Here is a 19974-nt window from a genome sequence, read left to right on the forward strand (position 1 = left end):
GCAGGTCTTTTTCCATTAAGTTAATTAAAGAATTGTTTCTCCTGTTACTTCAACACCTTCAATTTGATAATCATCTGTTATAATTCCAAAAATATCTAGGTTTCCTTCAACCTTAATATTGTTGAAAGTTGTACCTTCTTCAAGTTTTCCTGTAAAAATTAAGTTTCCTTTAATAACTACATTTTCAAATTTAGTAACGTCCGTTGTATTTACAGTTACATCACCACTGTATACCTTTGTTTCTTCTTCTGTACCAGAGAATTCACTAGCAGCAACATCACCACCAGGAAGTTCTTCAGGATCTGGAGTTGGTTCTTCTCCTTCAACATCCACAATTCTTCCTTCAATTTCAGTAGGAATAGTTCCTAAACTTACAAGATGATCGCGGAAGTTCTCCCAATCAGAAAGTCCTAAGTCTGTAACACGGCCTTCTTCATATGCTTTTGCAAATACAGTGTAGCCATCCCCACCTTTAGCTGTGAATGCGTTTGTTGCTACTGTATATGTTTCCGAATCCTCGATATCTGTGAAGGTTCCATCTGCATTTTCATATGCAATGGATACAACACGTTCTCCTGCTGGTTTAGATGAATCAAATTCAACCTTTGCACCAGCAGCATGTAAGAAACCGCCACTTTCAAGTGGATATTGGCCAAAACTGATTTCAAAAGCTTCTTTCAATTCTGCACCTGTAACATCCATAGTCGCAAGAGTATTACCGAAAGGAAGCACGGTAATTACTTCCCCAACTGTAATTGGGCCAGCATCAATCGCAGCTCGAATTCCTCCACCATTTTGCAATGCCATGATGACATTTTCATCATATTCCTTTGCTTTTGAAAGCATTCCATCTGTAATTAAGTTACCAAGTACAGTTTCATTTTTGCGTACACTTTCGCCAGTAGTATTTCCTTCATCACCAGTACGTGGGTTTTCCAGGGCCACTTCAGCAGTTACGCCAATCTCTTCCTCGGCCAGTCCATCGACAACTGTTGAATATTCTTCTAGTAATGCAGCTGCTTGAGGATCTTCAGCCTGATCACCAATGGATATTAACTCTCCTGCTTGTTCGACAATTACACCATTATCATCAAATTCAACATCAACGACACCTAAATTACTATTGTTTGCACCTGTTTGAACAATTACGGTAGGATCTTTGACAGCACCATTTTCATCTTTATCAATTACAACTGGTTCCTCTAATTCCGTATGACTGTGTCCACCAACAATTACATCAATGCCTTCAACTTCTGATGCCAATGTTAAGTCATTATCAACGGCAGGATTATCATCATAACCGATATGTGTAATTGCAACTATTTTATCCACGCCCTGTCCTTCAAAAGCAGCTACTGCTTTCTCGGCTTCTTCTTTGTAATCCTCAAATGTGATTGCCCCTGGGCTTGCAAGATTTGCTGTTTCTTCTGTAGTTAGTCCGAAGATACCGACTTCTTCACCGTCAATTTCTTTGACAATTCCATTATAGATGTTGCCATTTTCCGGCTCACTTGAAATTAAGTCACTGAATAGACCTGTAAATTTATCATCTTGGGAGAAATCCACATTTGCACTCACAAATGGGAAATTAGCTCCTGCAACAAAATCCTTTAATGCTTGCAGTCCTTCCTCACTGGAGCCTAAATCAAATTCATGATTACCAAATGTCATAGCATCATAGCCCATGAGATTCATAAATTTTAAGTCTGCTTGTCCCTGGAATTCATTAAAATATAATGTACCGGACATAACATCTCCTGCATCAAGCAAAAGTGCATTTGGTTTCTCTACTCTCACTTCCTTAACTGCAGTAACCCTTTTTGCCACATCATTCAGATTGGCATGTGTATCATTGGTATGCATGATGGAAAGCTTAAAGTTTTCCTCTTTAGGGAATGTAATTTTATCTGGGTTTGCTCCTTTTGCATAGTTCAAATCTTCAATATTTTCAGATCCGCGAATCTCCTTTACCTTATCCCCTTCGATCGTAACTTCGGACATTACTGTTCCTTTAAAATCAATAACTGTCCCACTTTTTTTTGGTTTAATGGTAACTTTCGTATCCATATATCCGTTACCAGTAAATTCCGCATAGTTACCAGTAAAAACTATTCCATTTTTGATATCAGAAGAATCGTCCAATGCAATTGAGACACGAGGTTCATGTACCATCAATTTACCAGTTTTGTAGTTTTTAAGATTATATTCAAACAATTCCGCTTGCACTTCAGATTTAACTGGATTTTTAGCAGCGTCTACGGATACAGGAACTAGTGGAAGCAGCAAATTAACTCCCAATGCTGCAGATAATATAGTAGTTACTGTTTTACTCCGATTACCTTTACTCATAATTAACTCTCCTTTTTTTGGATAAACATCCTAAAATTGACGATCATCAGACATAAAATGCTATGTATACTACTTTTAAATGCCTATGTATAGTCTCCGAATCTAGAATTCTATCAATTTGAGTTTAGTATAAGTACGGATAATTTTTATGTCAATTTATGCTTTGTAAATTTTTAGATAATTCCAATGCTTTAGACTCGGGTCTTTATACCCTTATTATTGTAAAAGGACACTTTAAAGCTATAATGATAAGTATTTCGACCTATATAATAATGAAAATGACTGAAGTTATGCTAAAATTTTTGTTAAAAAAATTTAACGAACGACAGAAGACGTTTATTTTCGATTGAAAGGAAAATTAACAGACACTAGTAATTGGCTGATAGAGTAGAAGTGTGTGGAAAATGCAGCCACATAGGTATCTCTATTTTTATTACTTTCAACTCTGGCAGAAGTTATTATTTCACATATAGTAATATACTCATCATGAACTCAAATTCAAATAGTCAAAATGAAAAGCCGTCACCCTCAGGCACCGGCTTCATCTATATTACATCATCACTTATTCCCTTTCCCGCTATTCCCTTTATTTTCCCCCTTTGCCTTCCCTTGTGGTCCCATAACCACATCTTCCGTTACATTACCAGCATAGTCAGTAGCGGTTACCTTAACAACCTGACTCGGGTGGATACCTGTCAATTCCAGTTCCGTTTCATCTATAATAGGTGCTTCAGAAACAGATTCGCCATCGACGGTCACTTCCCATGATGCAACACCGCTTCCATCTTCATCCGCTACTTCTAACGAAACTTCCCTTTGAGCCCGGTTAATGTCCGCTTCTATTTCTGGTGCTGTTGTATCAACTATTACCGGAAGTTTAAATGATTGCCATTCGGCTCCTTCATAGTCAATCACTGCTTCTATTTCCATGTAATACCTGCCTTCTGGTGCTGGTTGGCCATTAATATTTCCGTCCCATGCCCAGTCTGGGTTCAATGTATAGTGGGGTGCTTGTCCACCATCATAATAGTTTTTCTTTAAGAATTCTGCGATTGCTATTGTTTCAACAACATTTTCATTTTCATCAAGAACCTTGAAGTTAGCTTCCTTCACATTTCTTAGGAAAGACAGTATCAGCAGTGAATCATCCTGTACGCCATCCCCATTTGGCGAGATTGCGATTTTGGATGCATCATAGGTTTCCGTTGATGCATCATAACCTAGTAATCCAAAACTATCTTCGTCCAATGATGTTCCGATTCCAGTCATTCCGTAATACGTCATTTCATCCCATATTGGTGTGTCAAGAATTGGTGCACTATCCCATTCACCTTTAAAGCCAACATATGGAACCGTCAGTTGTGGATTCGTATCGGTTGGATCTGTTAGCGTTACAAAACCTTCGAGCCAGTATCCGTTTGTGAAGATACTGTTTAAGTCAGCATCCCAATCACTGACGTCGAGTGTTACGTTGAAGGTTGTGGATCCATTCGCAGGGACCTCAATCGTGCTTGCTGACTCCCCATTTACGGTTGCTACTCCATTAAGCTCTAGAGCACCGAATTCATTCGGTACTGTTACGAGAATACCTGCATCCACAGGTGTGTCTGTTTGCGCATTTGCTTCGACATTGTACGTAACTGTTTCATCTGAAAAGTTCTCTGCAGTCAGTACAAATGTTACTTCATTTTCTGTTACTTCTTTTAATGCTACTTTTGCTTCATTTGTTTCCGATTCTGTTACAACAACCGGAGTAGATAATGCTGCATGAATTTGCATTTTACCTGCCCCTTGGCGGCGAGGTGATACAAGTGCACCATCAAACTCTATCTTGTCCGCTGTATTCATTAATAGATTTTTTGTGAGATTTACACGGTCGGCACCTTCATGGCCAAATTCTTCATCGACCCGTTGCAATACGAGTGCTCCACCACCGGATACATGTGGTGCAGCCATTGACGTACCACTCATCAAGCCGTATTGGTCATCATTTAATGTGGATAGAATTTGTCCTCCTGGTGCAGTGATTTCTGGTTTAAAATCAAGGTTTGGTGTTAGTCCCCAAGATGAGAATGCACTCATTTTTCCTGCATCGGGGTTGTTAATCGTTGTTTGGTTTCCTGTAAAATCTACTGTAACTGCTTGTCCATTACGGGTTGCTTCTACAAGTTCGTCACCATCGCTCTTTAGCATAAACAGCTGTGGAATCATAATCGCAGGATCTGTTGCCATGTTTACGATCCCATCTGTGTTATTGTAGATAATTACACCCTCTGCTCCTGCATCTTGAGCATTTAATGCTTTTTCAGTGAACGGATTACCGCCACGCTGGATCAATACATATTTTCCTGCCGCATCTATTTCTGCAAAATCTTCCGGATATCCTAAGCCCGCTTCAACCACTTCAAATGACTTCTGTTCGATATCATTTGGATGGATGCTGCTTGCCGAAAGAAATGCAGCACTTCCCTGTTCCCCATCAATTGCATAATCGACTGCATCTACTTGCATCATTGTATTTTCAAATGAAGCTACTTGCAGGGAATCATAGGAGACACCTGGTGAACCACTCACACCATAATCTGGATTGGATGCATATGGGTAGAAAAATCCATCTCCAAACAATGCTGAGTTCCCGGCAGAGATGGACATGAGAACACCATTGTCCACTGCATTGGATACTGCAATTTGTTCCGGTGATTCCGGGTCAACGAATCCCGCTGTTGAACCGAGACTCATATTCAATACGTCGGCCCCAAGTTTAATGGCATCATCAATCGCTTTAATATAAATATCCCCATATGTGGATTGCATCTCCGGGTCATTACCAAAAACTTTTAATGCCAGCAGCTGTGCTTCTGGTGCTATACCTAAAATCCCACCATCTGATTCATCCCCATTTGCTCCAACCGTACCGGCAACGTGCATGCCATGAAAGTTGGCTTCTGCATGGATTTCACGAATTTCATCATTATCATCCATATAGTTGTAGCCGTATGGGACCTTTTCCGTGTAAAATTGTCCTGGCAACTCTTCCTCGCTGACAATTTGATTGACGTGGGATTCGGATAATTTACCATTTTCATTATCCGTTAGAACCATGTCACGATGACTGGGATCAATTCCTGTGTCAATAATTCCTACTACCATGCCTTCTCCTTTATAACCATAATCACGCCATGCTTCTTGTGCTTCGACAAGTTCTTTGCTGTATGTCATATTAGGCTCCGCGATTGGTCGTTCATATTCATTTGCGATATAAACTCCTTTTACTTCAGGAATAGACTCAATTTCCTCTATGTCGCCTTGTTTGACTTCGGCACTAAATGCGTTAACAACCGTTGTAAATTCTTCTAAGTATGTCGCATTTATTTTTTTGCCTTCCATTTTATCCTTAACTTTCTTTTGTTGTGCTTTCGCAGACTTCTCCAGCTTTTTCTTTTCTTGTTTTGCTAGTTTGTCATATTTAACGCCTTTTTTCGTTGCATTAATAATCGGTGCCTCATCTTCCATCTCCACGATAACCCTTAACTGCTCATTCGGATCAACCGTTTCTTTCATTTCCTTGGTGGTGAGATTCCCCTTCTTATCCAGTGGCGCAGTCTCCACCATTGCACTTGTGATAGAGAAATTACTAAACATTAATAAAAAAGCTACTACTATTACTCCAACTCTTTTCAGCATACTTCTCCCCCTTTTAATAGATTGCTAGCATCTAAATAAAAATCTCTCCGCACGATAAGACTTAATATTCAGATATATCAATCATAAAGAAAACCTATTAAACAAAATAGAGTAAGAAGACCTATTTAGGTACATATCAAAAACCGAACAGTGCCTGTCACTCCCCGGTTTTTGTCGAAAATTATCCAAAAACCAAAACAGACCATGTATCTCCACACATGGTCTGTTCATCAATGCTATTCAGAAAACTTCTTAAAGATCAGTGTCGCATTATGACCACCAAATCCTAGTGAGTTGGACAATACAACGTTGATGTCCTTTTCCCTCGCTACATTCGGTACATAATCCAAATCAAGTTCTTCGTCTGGTGTTTCATAATTAATCGTTGGGGGCATGATTCCATCCCTCATCGCCAAGACAGAAAAAATTGCTTCCAATCCGCCTGTTGCTCCTAACATATGTCCCGTCATCGACTTTGTTGAGCTGACCGAAAGCTGATAGGCATGCTCCTTAAACACAGCCTTAATTGCATTTGTTTCATATAAATCATTATAAAAAGTGGATGTCCCGTGTGCATTGATATAATCCACTTGCTCAGGATAAATTTCAGCATCCGTTAATGCTAACGCCATCGACCGTTGCGCTCCTTCTCCTTCTGGTGGTGGGGTGGTGATATGATACGCATCCCCTGTCGCTCCATAACCTGCTACTTCGCCATAAATTGTTGCACCACGAGCTAATGCATGTTCCAATTCTTCTAAAATTAGAACTCCTGCACCTTCACCAATGACAAAACCATCCCTGTTTTTATCAAAAGGACGACAAGCTGTCTTCGGATCTTTGTTCGTTGACAATGCTGTCATATTGGTGAAACCGGCAACCGTCATCTCTGTAATCGTTGCCTCTGCTCCTCCTGTAATGATGACATCTGCCTTATCGTTTTGGATGGCATGAAATGAATTTCCAATCGAATTCGTACCGGAAGCACATGCTGTAACCGAACAATCATTCACACCTTTAGCGCCTAATTCTATTGAAACACGTCCAGATGCCATATCCGGAATTAACATAGGAATCGTAAACGGATTTACCTTGCGCTGGCCTTTATTTAAAAACCTGCGATGCTGTTCCTCAAATTCACCTAAGCCACCAATACCAGAGCCTATCCATACGCCGACACGTTCCGGGATAGCGTTTTCACCAATTTGAAGCCCCGCATCTTTCACAGCCATCTTACTTGCTGCAATCGCAAATTGACTGAAACGCCCCATTCTCCTCGATTCCTTCTTTTCCATAAATTCTTCTGGCTTAAAGTCCTTCACCTCGGCGGCAATATGTATATCTACTTTCTCTTTATCCATTAGTCTCGATTCTTCAATACCTGAGACCCCATTCTTTATATTCTCCCATGTTGAAAATGCATCATTACCTAAAGGGGTAACTGCTCCAACTCCAGTTATAACAACTCTTCTCTTCACAAAATTCGCTCCTATTAATTTTCTATTTATACAAAAATTCGGTTTTTATAGTATCACTCTATTATATCTACAAAAGGAGATAAAATAAAATGAGATGCAATCTTAACATCTTATAATAAAACCGAACAGTGCCTGTCACTCCCCGAAATTTTGTCGAAATAAATAAGGCTCCCTTTTCTATTAGAGAAGGAAGTCTTATTCACCGGGAGCGTTGCATTTTCTTCTTTAATTTTCTTAATTGATCAACGATGGGTCGTTTGCCGCCCATTACCAGCCCTGCGAGTTCGGCGAAGATGTGGAGAAGTAATATAACGAACATGGTAATAATGAGTGACACGGTCGGGTTGGCATTGGAGAACAATATCCCAAGTAATCCAAATAGTGCACTGAAAATATAAATGATTATTACGGTTTTCCGGTGGCTATACCCTGCTGCTATTAACTGATAATGGAGGTGTCGGTTGTCGGCGGCCATTATACTTTCTTTATTATAGGCTCGGCGTACCATGGCAACGAACGTATCAAAAATCGGTACCGCCAAAATAATAACTGGAATAATAAAACTGAAGAAAGTTATATTCTTAAACAGTCCAAGCATGGAGATGACCGCAATCATATAACCAAGGAAATTGGATCCGGTATCACCCATATATATTTTCGCTGGGTAAAAGTTGTGATATAGAAACCCTAGATTGGCCCCTATCAATGTGATGCACAAGAATGCAACGATAACTTGTGTATCAATGATTGACATAATAAAGAGGCTTGTCATGGCGATTGTCGTTACACCTGTTGCTAGGCCATCTAATCCATCAATCAAATTTATCGCATTTGTAATGCCGACGGTCCACAGTATCGTTACAAACACACTGAAAAATCCAAGTTCCACGATACCGAAGACAGGAAGTGTTATTCGTTCAATAATCAGTCCAGAGGAAACCAGCAAAATCGCCGCAATCAATTGCCCTGTTAATTTCAAATAAGGTTTAATGGTAAAACGATCATCAATCGCACCAGTCAGAATAATCACGATCGAGCCAATTAAAATCTCAGGTAAATGTTCGTGCAATGGTTGTAAATAAAGCATCCCTAACAGGGCACCGACAAATATTGCCAGGCCGCCGAGTCTTGGGGTTTCAGTTATATGGATTTTTCGACCCTCAGGTTTGTCCATAGCACCAACCTTAATCGCAAACTTTTTCACCGGATATGTAATCAGCCATGATGAAATAAGTGCAATCAGGAAGGCGATAAATAAATCGACATAGTTAAACATAGAATTCTCCTACTGTTCATTGATGACAGTCAGTGAGGTGATAAAACACGCGCAATTTTTCCGCCTCACGCCCATCCTTTATATAACGGACGCTTGCTCTTTTGTAGTTGCAGTAATTGTATTAAATTATACCCAAAGTTGGTTATGTTTAGCAAATTTTATCGCAGAAGATTGGATCATGTGGATTAACATTATGTAATTTTTTTCGAACACCACTGACACCTGCCCAAATCTATGCTACCATAAATCATGGATTCCGAATTATTCGAATAAATTGGAGAGGGGGGGAATTTGTGAGTACCTATCTTTTTGTTGCTGCAGCGGTTATTGCGGTTATAGGAATTATGATTGTTTTTAAAATTAATATGGACAAAATTAAAGAAAATCCAGAGCAGCTTGAAAATGCACAGCAAAAGTTTTTCATTGGCGTTGCGATGAGTGAAAGTATTCCAATTTTATTGGTTATATTTGCATTGATTAACGCAGAGCCTGTTCCGGTTGAGGATCTTTACCTTCCAATGGCAATTGTTATTCTAATGATGGTTTTCGCTGCTTTCTTTATTTTCCTGCAACGGAATGTAGATGTCGAGAAAGCGCAGAAACAGCAAGTGAACACCTTCTCCATGATTGCACTCATGCTTGCTAACGCGATTCCAATTATTGCATTGGTCATGATGTTTATAAACGTTGCCTAAAGTGGTTGCTCAAAAAGTCCGGTAAAATAACACATCGAACTTTGATACACAGGACGTGCTAGTGTCGGTGTGCACCAAAGCTTTTCGATGAAGCGACAATCGCACTCAAGGACTCCTCGAGAACTTAGACGGCGTCGGTCCTTTTATCCTCCCTTTTTTGGACACACTCAAACGAATAGACTGCTCCCACGACAGGGAGCATCTTTCCTTTCATTCGCATATGCTACGGATTATAATAAGGAATACCCTGAGCATGGAAGGTTGGTGTCTTTTTGAAAGAACAGATTTCAATTGAAAAAGTATGCATGATTGCTGGGAAAATCATGCTTGTCAGTGGGGCGGAGACACATCGTGTGGAGGACACGATGAACCGGATTGCCATGGCAAACGGCATTGCTAATCCACAAAGCTATGCCACACCAACAGGGATAAATTTTTCGGTGGATATTGCTACGACAACGAATTCACTCCGAATTATCAAACGGTCCACCGATTTACATAAAATTGCAGAAGTAAATGATGTTTCACGCAATATATCGGCTGGAAAGATTACGTTGTCTGAAGCATTCCACAAGCTGCAAGTAATTGATCGTGAACATGCAACCTATCCGGCATGGATCCAGATTTTAACTGCGGCACTTGCAAGTGGTTGTTTTATGATGATGTTTGGCGGAACTTGGTTTGATTTTCTGCCTACTGCCATCGCGGGAGCACTTGGCTTTATAGCGATGCTTGTATTTGACCGTCTTATCGAAATCCGCTTTCTTGCTGAATTTTTCGGTGCATTTGTTATCGGTGCATCAGCATTTCTATTTGTTAGCCTTGGGTTCGGTAAATTGATGGATATGATCATCATTGGTGCAGTCATGCCGCTCGTTCCGGGCTTGCCAATCACCAATGCAACTCGAGAGTTAATGTCCGGTCATTTTATTTCCGGGATCTCCAAAGGTGTGGAAGCACTCCTTACAGCATTCGCTATCGGAGCAGGGGTCGCAATAATTTTTGCGTTTGTATAGGCCCGTTTAGGAGGGATATAGATGATCATTACACAAATGATAACAAGCTTTATCGCATCTGCAGGTTTTGGAATTATATTTAATGCGCCAAGAAATGCGCTGGTCCAATGTGGCACGATTGGTATGCTCGGCTGGATTTTATATTATACGCTTGCTGAGCGCGGGTTGGATGTTGTTCCAGCAACTATTTTTGCTGCAATGCTTGTCGCCATACTAAGCCAAATTTGTGCCAAATATTATAAGATGCCGATTATTATTTTCAATGTATCCGGGATTATCCCACTCGTCCCCGGTGGTGTTGCATATAATGCAATGCGCAACTTTGTAGAAAATGATTATTTCACCGCTGTTCAGCTATCGGCTCAAGTCATGCTCCTCGCCGGTGGAATCGCGATTGGCTTGATGTTTTCGGAAGTCGTGAATCAGATTACAAAGAAAGCTGGAGCATTGGGAAGGTAGTTAATTTTTGGAAGTTTTTTGTATTTTTGGGGATGGAGTAACTGCGTGAGGGTCGCGCAACCCTTGTGGGAGTATTGCGTTACTTTCATGTAGAGTTGCACAATTCCACAAACCCATAATTTGATTAATTAAATTTTTCCTATAAAATAGAATTATATTTTTAAAAGAAGCGAGGAAACCAATAATGAGTAATGAACTTCAACCAAAAGTAGTCATCGTCATATTCGGAGCGACAGGAGATTTGGCTAAGCGTAAATTGTTTCCTTCTATCTATCGTCTCTATCAAAGTGGGAAAATCAGTGAGAACTTTGCTGTTATTGGCTTAGCTCGTCGCCCTTGGACAGATGAAGTTTTACGTGAAAATGTAACAAAGTCCATTCATGAAGCTATATCACCAGAAGAGGAGATTGAGGAGTTCGCATCCCATTTTTATTACCAGCCTTTTGATGTAACCGATGAATCTTCCTATAGTGGACTGAATATGTTAATAAATGATTTAGATGGTACATATCAAACAGAAGGAAATCGAATTTTTTATCTAGCAATGGCACCGAATTTCTTCGGAACGATTGCCAATAAACTAGAGGAATACGGCTTGAAAGAATCACCGGGCTGGTCACGACTTGTGATTGAAAAGCCTTTCGGAACCGATTTGGAGTCTGCTAAAACATTGAATAAAGAGTTACGTGCTGCGTTCGATGAGAAGCAGATCTACCGGATTGATCATTATTTAGGAAAAGAAATGGTGCAAAATATTGAGGTTATCCGTTTCGCCAATGGAATTTTTGAGCATTTATGGAATAACCGGTTTATCTCCAATATTCAAATCACATCTAGTGAAACACTTGGGGTCGAGGACCGGGCACGTTACTATGACGATTCGGGTGCGACGAGAGATATGGTGCAAAACCATATGCTGCAAATGGTTGCACTGCTTGCCATGGAGCCACCTATCAGTTTGACGACAGAAGAAATTCGTTCAGAAAAAATTAAGGTATTGCGCGCGATCCGTAATATGGATCCTGAAGATGTTGATGACTTCTTTGTCCGCGGTCAGTACGATAGCGGAGATATGAAAGGCGAATCTGTTCAGGCATACCGTGATGAAGCAGAAGAGCTCGAAACGTCCAACACAGAAACATTTGTTGCCGGCAAACTATTGATCGACAACTATCGTTGGGCCGGAGTTCCAATTTATATTCGGACCGGTAAACGTTTATCAGAAAAATCGACGAAAATTGTAATCGAATTTAAAGATATTCCAATGAATTTATATTATAAAAAAGATAAAGATAGACATCCGAACCTACTGATCATTAACATTCAACCAGATGAAGGAATTACGCTTTGCTTGAACGCTAAAAAATCAGGTTCTGGATCCCTTGCTGAGCCAATCCAGCTTGCATACAATCATAATGCAGTCTCAGGCATCAACACTCCTGAAGCCTATGAAAAACTGTTATATGATTGCATGGTTGGGGATGCGACAAACTTTACCCACTGGGATGAAGTTGGACTATCATGGGCATTCGTAGACACGCTTTTAGATGTTTGGTCGAAAAACAAAGCTGACTTCCCTAATTACGAATCCGGATCAATGGGGCCAGATGCAGCAGATGAGTTGCTTGCAAAAGACGGTTTTCATTGGTGGACGATTTAAATTTGTTTTTAGGCTGTTTTCTAGAAGATTGGATTGCGCAGTAAATTAAGGGTTTTTTTCCAAAGACTTGTGTATTTCCTAGAGTGTCGCCGAGGTTGCTTATTTAGGAAACGTAATTATAAAATGCCAATGCATATCGTTATATGCATTGGCGTTTTTTTGGTGTGTTAATATGAATGAACAACCGTACAAAGCTAATATAATTGATAAAAGCCACTCATAAAAGGATATTTGCTCTTCGGTCAGCTCTCTAACCGCCATAGTCGCTCAGAACAACCAACCCACATCAAACAACCTGCTTCCGCTCCGGTCGCATTCCAGAAATAATCAGGATAATCGCTGTAAGTAAATGCATAATCATCCCTACAACAGGAATCCATCCGACAAGGGAAGTTATAATTCCTGATACACTTCCAACAATGGAACCATTATCTCTTCTTGTAATAATTAATGTAATGATATGCAAAATCAGCATGACAAATAATGGTGTCCATGCGTTTGCGATAATGTATGCACCGCCAAGGATTGGGAAGCCGAGTAGCGCTTCAAATAATCCAGTAATCCATTTAAAAATTCGTGATATGGACATGTTGTTGCCTCCTTCTTTCTTTCAATCATTTTCAAACTTAAACTCTTACAATAAGTTCACTTTATTATTCCCTGTTTCCAACGAAATGACACATAAAAAATGAGGCTCTCATTTTATGAGAGCCTCACTCATCTTATTATACTTCTGTTTGCTTCTTCTTTCTTCCTGTAACTTTTGCACTTAAGTCATCAAAGAATGTGTAAATAACTGGTACAAAAAACAGTGTGAATATGCTTGATACGCTTAGTCCAAAGATAATGGTTACTGCTAGCGGCTGCTGTATTTCAGCACCTTCACCAATTCCCAGTCCTAATGGAACCATCGCGAGAACCGTCGTAAGTGTTGTCATCAAGATGGGGCGTAGTCTCGTTCGGCCCGCTTCCACGATTGCCTCTAATCGATCCATTCCTCTTCCCCGTAGAATATTAATATAGTCCACAAGTACAATCGAGTTATTTACGACAATTCCGGCGAGCATGATCAACCCAATGAATCCAGGGATGCTCAGGGACATGTTTGTAATGAATAATCCTCCAATAACCCCAATAATTGAAGTCGGTAAGGCAAACATAATAATGAATGGCTGCAGAAAGCTTTCAAACTGTATCGCCATCACAGCATATACGAGTAAGATCGAGAATACTAAGGCGATAGCCAGATCTGTAAAGGATTCAGCCATATCCTGTGCCTGACCACCCATCGTTACACTGTATCCTTCCGGGAGGTTCATCCGGTCTAATGTTGTCTGGATATCTGCTGAAACACTTCCAAGATCCCTGTCCACCACTTCACTTGTCACATTCATTTGTGGCTGTTGATTTTCTCGGAGTAGTGCTACAGGTCCTTGAACTTCCATTAATTCAGCTACTTCTTCCAGAGGTAGGCTTGCCCCTGTCGGTGATTGTATTTTTAGATCTTTTAGGTCACTGATGGTGCTGCGTTCCTCTTCTGGATAAAGCAATGTGACGTCCATTTCCTGACCGTCTTCACGGAATTGTGTTGCAACTTGGCCATTAAATTGCATTTGGATTTTCCCGGTAATTTGTTCCTGGGTCAGTCCATAGGTTGCTGCTTTTCCTTCATCGATCGAAATCGTCATCTGTGGTATACCTTCATCTGCCGCAGATGTTGGATTGAATACACCATCGATCCTTGAAATCTCTGTTACAATTTGGTCGGAAATTTCACGTAAGACGTCATGTTCAGGTCCATTGATTTGGATTGAAATAGGGTCTCCCATGTTCATTCCACCATCCATCGCACTTGCGGTAATTTCCGCTCCGGCAATATGTTGGAATTCCTCATCCATTTCTGTAACGATAGCTTGTGTGGATTGTTCCCGTTCTGTTGCCGGTGTTAGCTGTACGGTATAGGTTGCCTGATTCCCAGCGTCAAATCCTGTTCCACCAATCGTTACATAGCTTACTTCAATCACATTATCATATTGGTTCATGATTCCATTTACTTGTTCGGTAATTCCTTCGATATATTCGAGACTGCTTCCTGGAGCTGTTTCCACCGTAACTTGTGCCTGACCTTGATCTGATGCTGGGATCAGTTCAGCTCCAATCAGCGGAATTAATCCAAGACTTCCGATAATCGCAAGGAATGTCACCAATACCGTTGTTTTTCGGAATTTTAATACACGTTTTAGTCCGCCACTGTATTTGTCGCGAACCCGGTCGAGAAAACGATCAAACCAATACCTGCGTCCATGCTCCTCCATTGCCTTCGAAAGCAGTTTGGATGAGAGCATGGGGACAAGAGTGACCGCCACCGCCAAGGAGGCCACAAGTGAGAATGATACGGCAAGGGCGAGTGGTGTAAAGAGATCAGATGCCAGCCCCTCAACAAAAACGATTGGCAGAAATACGACCAATGTTGTCGTTGTCGATGCAATAACAGCTGGCGCAAGCTCTGAGGCACCTTTTGTCGCCGAGTCAAATAGACTGTAGCCCTTTTTTCGATAGGAATAGATATTTTCCAAAATAACGATGGAACTATCTACCATCATTCCAATCCCAAGTGCCAACCCACCAAGTGTTAGTACATTTAATGTCTGGCCAGTAAAATACATCAGGGCAAATGTAGATATGAGTGCAATTGGGATCGAGAGACCAATAACGATCGTTGCTCGAATACTTTTTAAGAATAAAAGCAAAATAAATACGGCGATTGCGCCACCAATTAGAATGTTGCTAAGAACGGAGTCCACTGACATTTGAATGAACTCTGATGTATCAATGATTGTTTCCAAATTTACGTCTTCCGGTAAATCTTCATTTATTGCCGTCATACTATCCTGAATATTTGTCGCAACTTCAACCGTATTCGCATCTGTTTGCTTCATAATCGATAAAACAAGTGATGGTTCACCGTTTACCAATGTCGTTGATGCTGATTCCTTGAATGTATCTGTTACGACGGCAACATCTTCCACATGGATGGTTGCCCCTGCTTCGGTTTGGATAATTGTTTCTTCAATATCGGCGAGTGTCTCAAATTCACCTGTCACACGAAGTTGAAGATCCTGATTTCCTTTCTCAACGGTGCCAACAGAGGCTGAACTGTTCGTACTGCTTAAGTTTTGCATGATTCCTTCCGTTGTCACGCCATATTGCTGCATTTTCGCCTGATCCAGTTCCACCTGAATTTCCCTGGTCTTTCCACCCTCAACCGTAACCGAAGCGACACCACCTTGACGTTCCAAGTATGGTACAATTTCTTCTTCGGCAATATTCGTCAATTTCGCTGCATCATCACCTGTTACACCGAGATAAACGACCGGCATCGCTTCCGGACTAAAGCGTAAAATACTTGGATCACCGGCTTGTTCTGGCAGAAAGCCTTTTACCTGATCGACTTTCTCGCGGACATCGAGTAATGCCTGATCAAGATCTGTGCCATTTTTGAACATCATCATGACAAGAGATGATCCTGCTTGTGATTGGGATTGAACGGTATCAATCCCTTCAACCGAACTGACCGAGGACTCGATTGGTCGACTAATTAAATTCTCTACATCTTCCGGCGCAGCATCTTGGTAGTTCGTTGCGACGACTGCAATTGGTAAATCTATTTTTGGAAAAAGGTCCACTGCCAAGCTTCTTACCGAGACAATTCCAAGCGCTATAATGGCAAGGACAATCATAATGACCCCTACAGGTCGCTTTACGGACGTATGTACTAGCTTCAAAACTTATTCCCCTTTCGCTATATCCACTTGATCACCATCAGATAATGTAAGCTGACCAGTAACAACGATTTGGTCTCCGTTCTTCACATCACCCTCAATTGCGGATGTATCAGATTCTGTTTCCTGAATTGCCACTTCTACTTTTTCTGCTGTATTTTCATGTACAATATAAATAAATGAACGCTCATCTTCCTGAACTATGGCAGCTGTTGGAACGAGTATCGCATCTTCTATTCTAGTTTCCGGAACATTCATTTCAGCAACCAACCCAGCTAAAATAGCAGCTTCTGGGTTTTCAATGGTAGCCTCAACTGGATATAAACCTGTATCATCTGGCATAACACCAATTTCTGTTACTGTAGCTTCATATTCTTGATCATTAATGACAGTCGAATACGCGCGATCGTCGGTTAAAAGGGAGCGAACGTGTGCTGTAACAGATAGTTGCAATTTCATTTGTTCCATGTCGGCAATAATGGCAAACGGCTCTTCGATTGTAACCATTTCATCTTCTGCAGCTTGAATTTGTAACACTTGACCATCTTTAGGTGCACGGATATTTTGATTTCCAGCCGCTGTTTCAAGGGTCGCGATGATATCATCTTCCTCAACAGTTGCACCATTTTGGACTTCCAATGTATCTACTTCACCTGGAGTCTGCACCATGATCGGTGTCGTAGCATTTGGCGCAGTACGGCCATAGAGTGTTTTTTCGATAACAAGATCACCTGTCTCGACTTCAGCAGTCTCCACTGGCACAACCCGCTCCTGTTCTTCCTCTGTAGTATCCTCCTCTGAACATGCTGTAAGAATTCCAATCATTAGTACCGCAGCAAATCCAAATAGTATTTTTTTCATAAATCATACTCCCTTTCTTTACACTTCATTTATTTAATAGTTTTTTTAAATTGCATATGTATCTATCGTATAAATTAGCGATATCTATTTCAGTATATAGGTTCAGCGCTTGGTTATGAAGGAAGAACATGTAAATTTTTTATGAACGATTGCATGAGAATAGGAAAAAAGACTCCAGGCTGGGGGATGCCTGGAGCTATCACATATTTCTGCTTAGCGAAAAGTACTTTTCGATTGTAATGATGACGAGGATCGTTCGTTTATATTGACTACCGATTGTCGATTCGGATGCATTTACATCATAAAACGTTATGTATGTTCCTTTTCCTTGTTGTTCAGAGGGTTTTATATGTTGAAAAGCTAGTCAAACACAGTCTTTATTTTTATCCGTTGCCGTCGAATATGAAATATTGTTTTTAATTCATCATTAACGGGTAGACAAGATATATAGATGATTTCAAACCTCAAGGAGGAAATGCAATGACAGATAAAGATAGAAAAGTACAACAAGATGATAAAGATGCGGAAAAAGGCTCCCAGTTACAATCTAATAAAATGGAGAAAGCACAAGGTAATGAAGAGGAAAAAGAAGATAAGGATAAAAAATAGAGTAGTGTGCAACGTATAGGCATTGTAAAAGAATTGGATGCCTATACGTTTTTTTATATGGTATAATTTCCCTAACAAGCATATTTTAGGAGGGATTTCATGGATATTGCTGCGTTGTCTGTTGCTATGTCTTCAACCCGGTACGTTCAAGGGGCGAGCATCGCTGTTATGGATAACATTAAGAATGTTGCAGAACAACAGGGTAGTCAATTATTGGAGATGATGCAGGAAACTGTACCCGAACATCCGACCTCGGGAAACCAGATTGATATTAAATTATAGTTAAAAAAGCAGAACAGCCCTGTTCTGCTTTTTTATTCCTGCTTATTCTTGGTCTTCTTCACCTGGAGGTGTTTCGCCATTATTGGCGCCATTGCCATTACCACCATTGTTACCATTATCGCCATTCATACCGCCATTATCTTCCATCAAACCGTCATCGCCGTTCATACCGCCATTATCCCCATTATTCATACCATCATCTTCAGCAGGGTTTTGATTTTGATTATCATCTTCCTGATTTAATGGAGCTTCATTTGTATCAACCGGATCTTCTTCGTCACCAGTTCCACAAGCTGCAATGAGGGATAATGCCAATACAGGCGCACCTAACTTTATAAGCAATTTACTTTTCATAATAAGTTTCCTCCTTCTATATGTTCGCTATCGCAATTAGCTTAACCATATTGATGAAAATAATACTTATTTTTTTATAATTACTGCGGATTTTAAAGCAATAATGATTTTCGGTAGAACGAGTAAATCTTTAACGTTCTTCGTATGGAATTAGTTAATTTCTCCTTATTACTTTTTCTATAGCCGTACATTAGATATAATGACAGAAAGAATGAAATATAAAGGAGAACAAATCATGTTAGATATTGAACAAATTAAAGAAATCATACCACATCGCTACCCATTTTTATTAGTGGACAAGGTAACTGAAATGGAAGAAGGAAAGCGTGTCGTCGGATTAAAAAATGTAAGTATTAATGAACCATATTTCCAAGGACATTTTCCTGATTATCCGGTTATGCCCGGGGTCCTTATTGTCGAGGCACTTGCCCAGGTTGGAGCAATTGCTGTATTAAATATCGAAGGCAATAAAGGGAAAATTGGCTTTCTTGCAGGTGTCGATAAATGCCGCTTCAAGCGTCAGGTAAAACCTGGTGATCAATTAAAACTGGAAGTCGAAATTCTACGTATGAAAGGCCCGATTGGAAAAGGAAAAGGCATCGCAACCGTTAATGGCGAACTTGCTTGTGAAGCTGAGATTACATTTGCAATTAAATAGCACGCTCGGTAACGATACATATTGACTTCTATGCCGATTACAATTCATCATCTAGAAAATTGCATTAAATTAAAAAAAGCATTTCATCCTGATTAGAGGTGAAGTGCTTTTTATCGCTTTGTGGGTGCTGTCGACCGAATGAGGGAGTGGCGCGACCGTTTGATCGGTGCTATTGCCCGAGTGAGCGAGTGCTGCGACCGTTTGATGAGTGCTATTGCCCGAGTGAGCGAGTGCCGCGACCGTTCGTCGCCTCCGCCTTTGTTTCGGCTAGCTGCGGCTCCTAGAAGCTGCCGGCATAAGCAATTGACACTTCGTACAGGAAACTTCACCTGTACTACGGTCCCTTGCTTATGCGTTCGCTTCTGAACAGTCGCCTCCGCTTTTGTCGGCTAGCTGCGCTTGGGCTAGGGACTACGGGGCAAGCCCGCTACGCTTTTGTTACATCACTCAACTTTTGTAATAATATCTTTAATATGCTGCCAGGTTTCTTTTTTGAGGGCGTCGGTTGGTACGCCGTCGCCAAGGATTCCATAACCAATCATCAATCCAGCAACTAAGGCAGCAGCAGCGATGATGGACACAACAATAATACGAAGCCAAATTGGGAAAATACGGCGTCTTGGCCTTATATTTTTCCTTTTCTCTTCTTTTTGTTTTGTTTTATGCTGTTTTCGGCTCTGCTTGTCCGTCACTGAATTCGTTTTTTCGGCCTTCAGGGATGCTGCATGTTTCTTTCCAGCACGCTTCTCTTCCTTCAGAGCCTTTCTTGACTGTTGTTCAGATTGGTTTGTAGACATAATATTTTAATACT

General features: G+C 40.6%; 16 protein-coding genes. 7 read left to right on the top strand and 9 right to left on the bottom strand.

Annotated features, from left to right (window positions below):
• Positions 1 to 24 precede the first annotated feature (24 nt).
• The 4 genes from BV906_RS11030 to BV906_RS11045 all read right to left on the bottom strand — a co-directional run bounded on the left by BV906_RS11030 (position 25) and on the right by BV906_RS11045 (position 8787).
• Positions 25 to 2349 carry a bifunctional metallophosphatase/5'-nucleotidase gene (locus tag BV906_RS11030; protein WP_245844084.1) on the bottom strand — a complete coding sequence of 775 codons (2325 nt, stop codon included), beginning with the start codon at positions 2347 to 2349 and terminating at the stop codon, positions 25 to 27.
• Between the two features lie 558 nt (positions 2350 to 2907).
• Complete coding sequence (locus tag BV906_RS11035; protein ID WP_087973591.1) at positions 2908 to 6033, bottom strand: S8 family serine peptidase; 3126 nt, start codon at positions 6031 to 6033, stop codon at positions 2908 to 2910.
• 236 nt (positions 6034 to 6269) lie between these two features.
• Complete coding sequence (gene fabF, locus BV906_RS11040) at positions 6270 to 7511, bottom strand: beta-ketoacyl-ACP synthase II (protein WP_087973592.1); 1242 nt, start codon at positions 7509 to 7511, stop codon at positions 6270 to 6272.
• Between the two features lie 199 nt (positions 7512 to 7710).
• Positions 7711 to 8787, bottom strand: a complete 1077-nt coding sequence (locus BV906_RS11045) for a glycosyltransferase family 4 protein (protein ID WP_087973593.1) — start codon at positions 8785 to 8787, stop codon at positions 7711 to 7713.
• A 293-nt stretch (positions 8788 to 9080) separates the two neighbouring features.
• On the opposite strand from BV906_RS11045, the gene BV906_RS11050 reads away from it, so the two are divergent.
• From BV906_RS11050 to zwf, 4 genes are all read left to right on the top strand, one after another.
• Positions 9081 to 9482, top strand: a complete 402-nt coding sequence (locus tag BV906_RS11050) for a hypothetical protein (RefSeq protein ID WP_087973594.1) — start codon at positions 9081 to 9083, stop codon at positions 9480 to 9482.
• A gap of 272 nt (positions 9483 to 9754) precedes the next feature.
• A complete protein-coding gene (locus BV906_RS11055; protein ID WP_087973595.1) occupies positions 9755 to 10498 on the top strand; it encodes a threonine/serine exporter family protein in 744 nt (247 codons plus the stop codon).
• 21 nt (positions 10499 to 10519) lie between these two features.
• On the top strand, positions 10520 to 10957 hold the full coding sequence (locus tag BV906_RS11060; RefSeq protein ID WP_087973596.1) for a threonine/serine exporter family protein: 438 nt from the start codon (positions 10520 to 10522) through the stop codon (positions 10955 to 10957).
• A 184-nt stretch (positions 10958 to 11141) separates the two neighbouring features.
• Positions 11142 to 12617: a glucose-6-phosphate dehydrogenase gene (gene zwf, locus BV906_RS11065; protein WP_087973597.1), complete on the top strand. Its 1476-nt coding sequence runs from the start codon at positions 11142 to 11144 to the stop codon at positions 12615 to 12617.
• Positions 12618 to 12903: 286 nt separating this feature from the next.
• Here zwf and BV906_RS11070 read toward each other — a convergent pair whose 3' ends face one another.
• From BV906_RS11070 to BV906_RS11080, 3 genes are all read right to left on the bottom strand, one after another.
• Positions 12904 to 13206: a hypothetical protein gene (locus BV906_RS11070; protein WP_087973598.1), complete on the bottom strand. Its 303-nt coding sequence runs from the start codon at positions 13204 to 13206 to the stop codon at positions 12904 to 12906.
• 136 nt (positions 13207 to 13342) lie between these two features.
• Entirely contained in the window at positions 13343 to 16402 is a 3060-nt protein-coding gene (locus BV906_RS11075) for an efflux RND transporter permease subunit (protein WP_087973599.1), read from the bottom strand.
• Between the two features lie 3 nt (positions 16403 to 16405).
• Positions 16406 to 17260 carry an efflux RND transporter periplasmic adaptor subunit gene (locus tag BV906_RS11080; protein ID WP_087973600.1) on the bottom strand — a complete coding sequence of 285 codons (855 nt, stop codon included), beginning with the start codon at positions 17258 to 17260 and terminating at the stop codon, positions 16406 to 16408.
• A gap of 480 nt (positions 17261 to 17740) precedes the next feature.
• On the opposite strand from BV906_RS11080, the gene BV906_RS20035 reads away from it, so the two are divergent.
• Positions 17741 to 17869: a hypothetical protein gene (locus tag BV906_RS20035; RefSeq protein WP_281254133.1), complete on the top strand. Its 129-nt coding sequence runs from the start codon at positions 17741 to 17743 to the stop codon at positions 17867 to 17869.
• A 99-nt stretch (positions 17870 to 17968) separates the two neighbouring features.
• Positions 17969 to 18151 carry a YjfB family protein gene (locus BV906_RS11085; RefSeq protein WP_087973601.1) on the top strand — a complete coding sequence of 61 codons (183 nt, stop codon included), beginning with the start codon at positions 17969 to 17971 and terminating at the stop codon, positions 18149 to 18151.
• A gap of 42 nt (positions 18152 to 18193) precedes the next feature.
• Here the strand turns inward: BV906_RS11085 and BV906_RS11090 are convergent, their stop codons facing one another.
• Complete coding sequence (locus BV906_RS11090; RefSeq protein ID WP_087973602.1) at positions 18194 to 18505, bottom strand: hypothetical protein; 312 nt, start codon at positions 18503 to 18505, stop codon at positions 18194 to 18196.
• Positions 18506 to 18740: 235 nt separating this feature from the next.
• Here BV906_RS11090 and fabZ point away from each other — a divergent pair, with 235 nt between their 5' ends.
• Complete coding sequence (gene fabZ, locus BV906_RS11095) at positions 18741 to 19163, top strand: 3-hydroxyacyl-ACP dehydratase FabZ (RefSeq protein WP_087973603.1); 423 nt, start codon at positions 18741 to 18743, stop codon at positions 19161 to 19163.
• Positions 19164 to 19606: 443 nt separating this feature from the next.
• Here fabZ and BV906_RS11100 read toward each other — a convergent pair whose 3' ends face one another.
• On the bottom strand, positions 19607 to 19960 hold the full coding sequence (locus BV906_RS11100) for a DNA-directed RNA polymerase subunit beta (RefSeq protein WP_087973604.1): 354 nt from the start codon (positions 19958 to 19960) through the stop codon (positions 19607 to 19609).
• Positions 19961 to 19974 lie beyond the last annotated feature (14 nt).

It is taken from the genome of Oceanobacillus rekensis (assembly GCF_002153375.1).
Classification (GTDB): domain Bacteria; phylum Bacillota; class Bacilli; order Bacillales; family Amphibacillaceae; genus Oceanobacillus; species Oceanobacillus rekensis.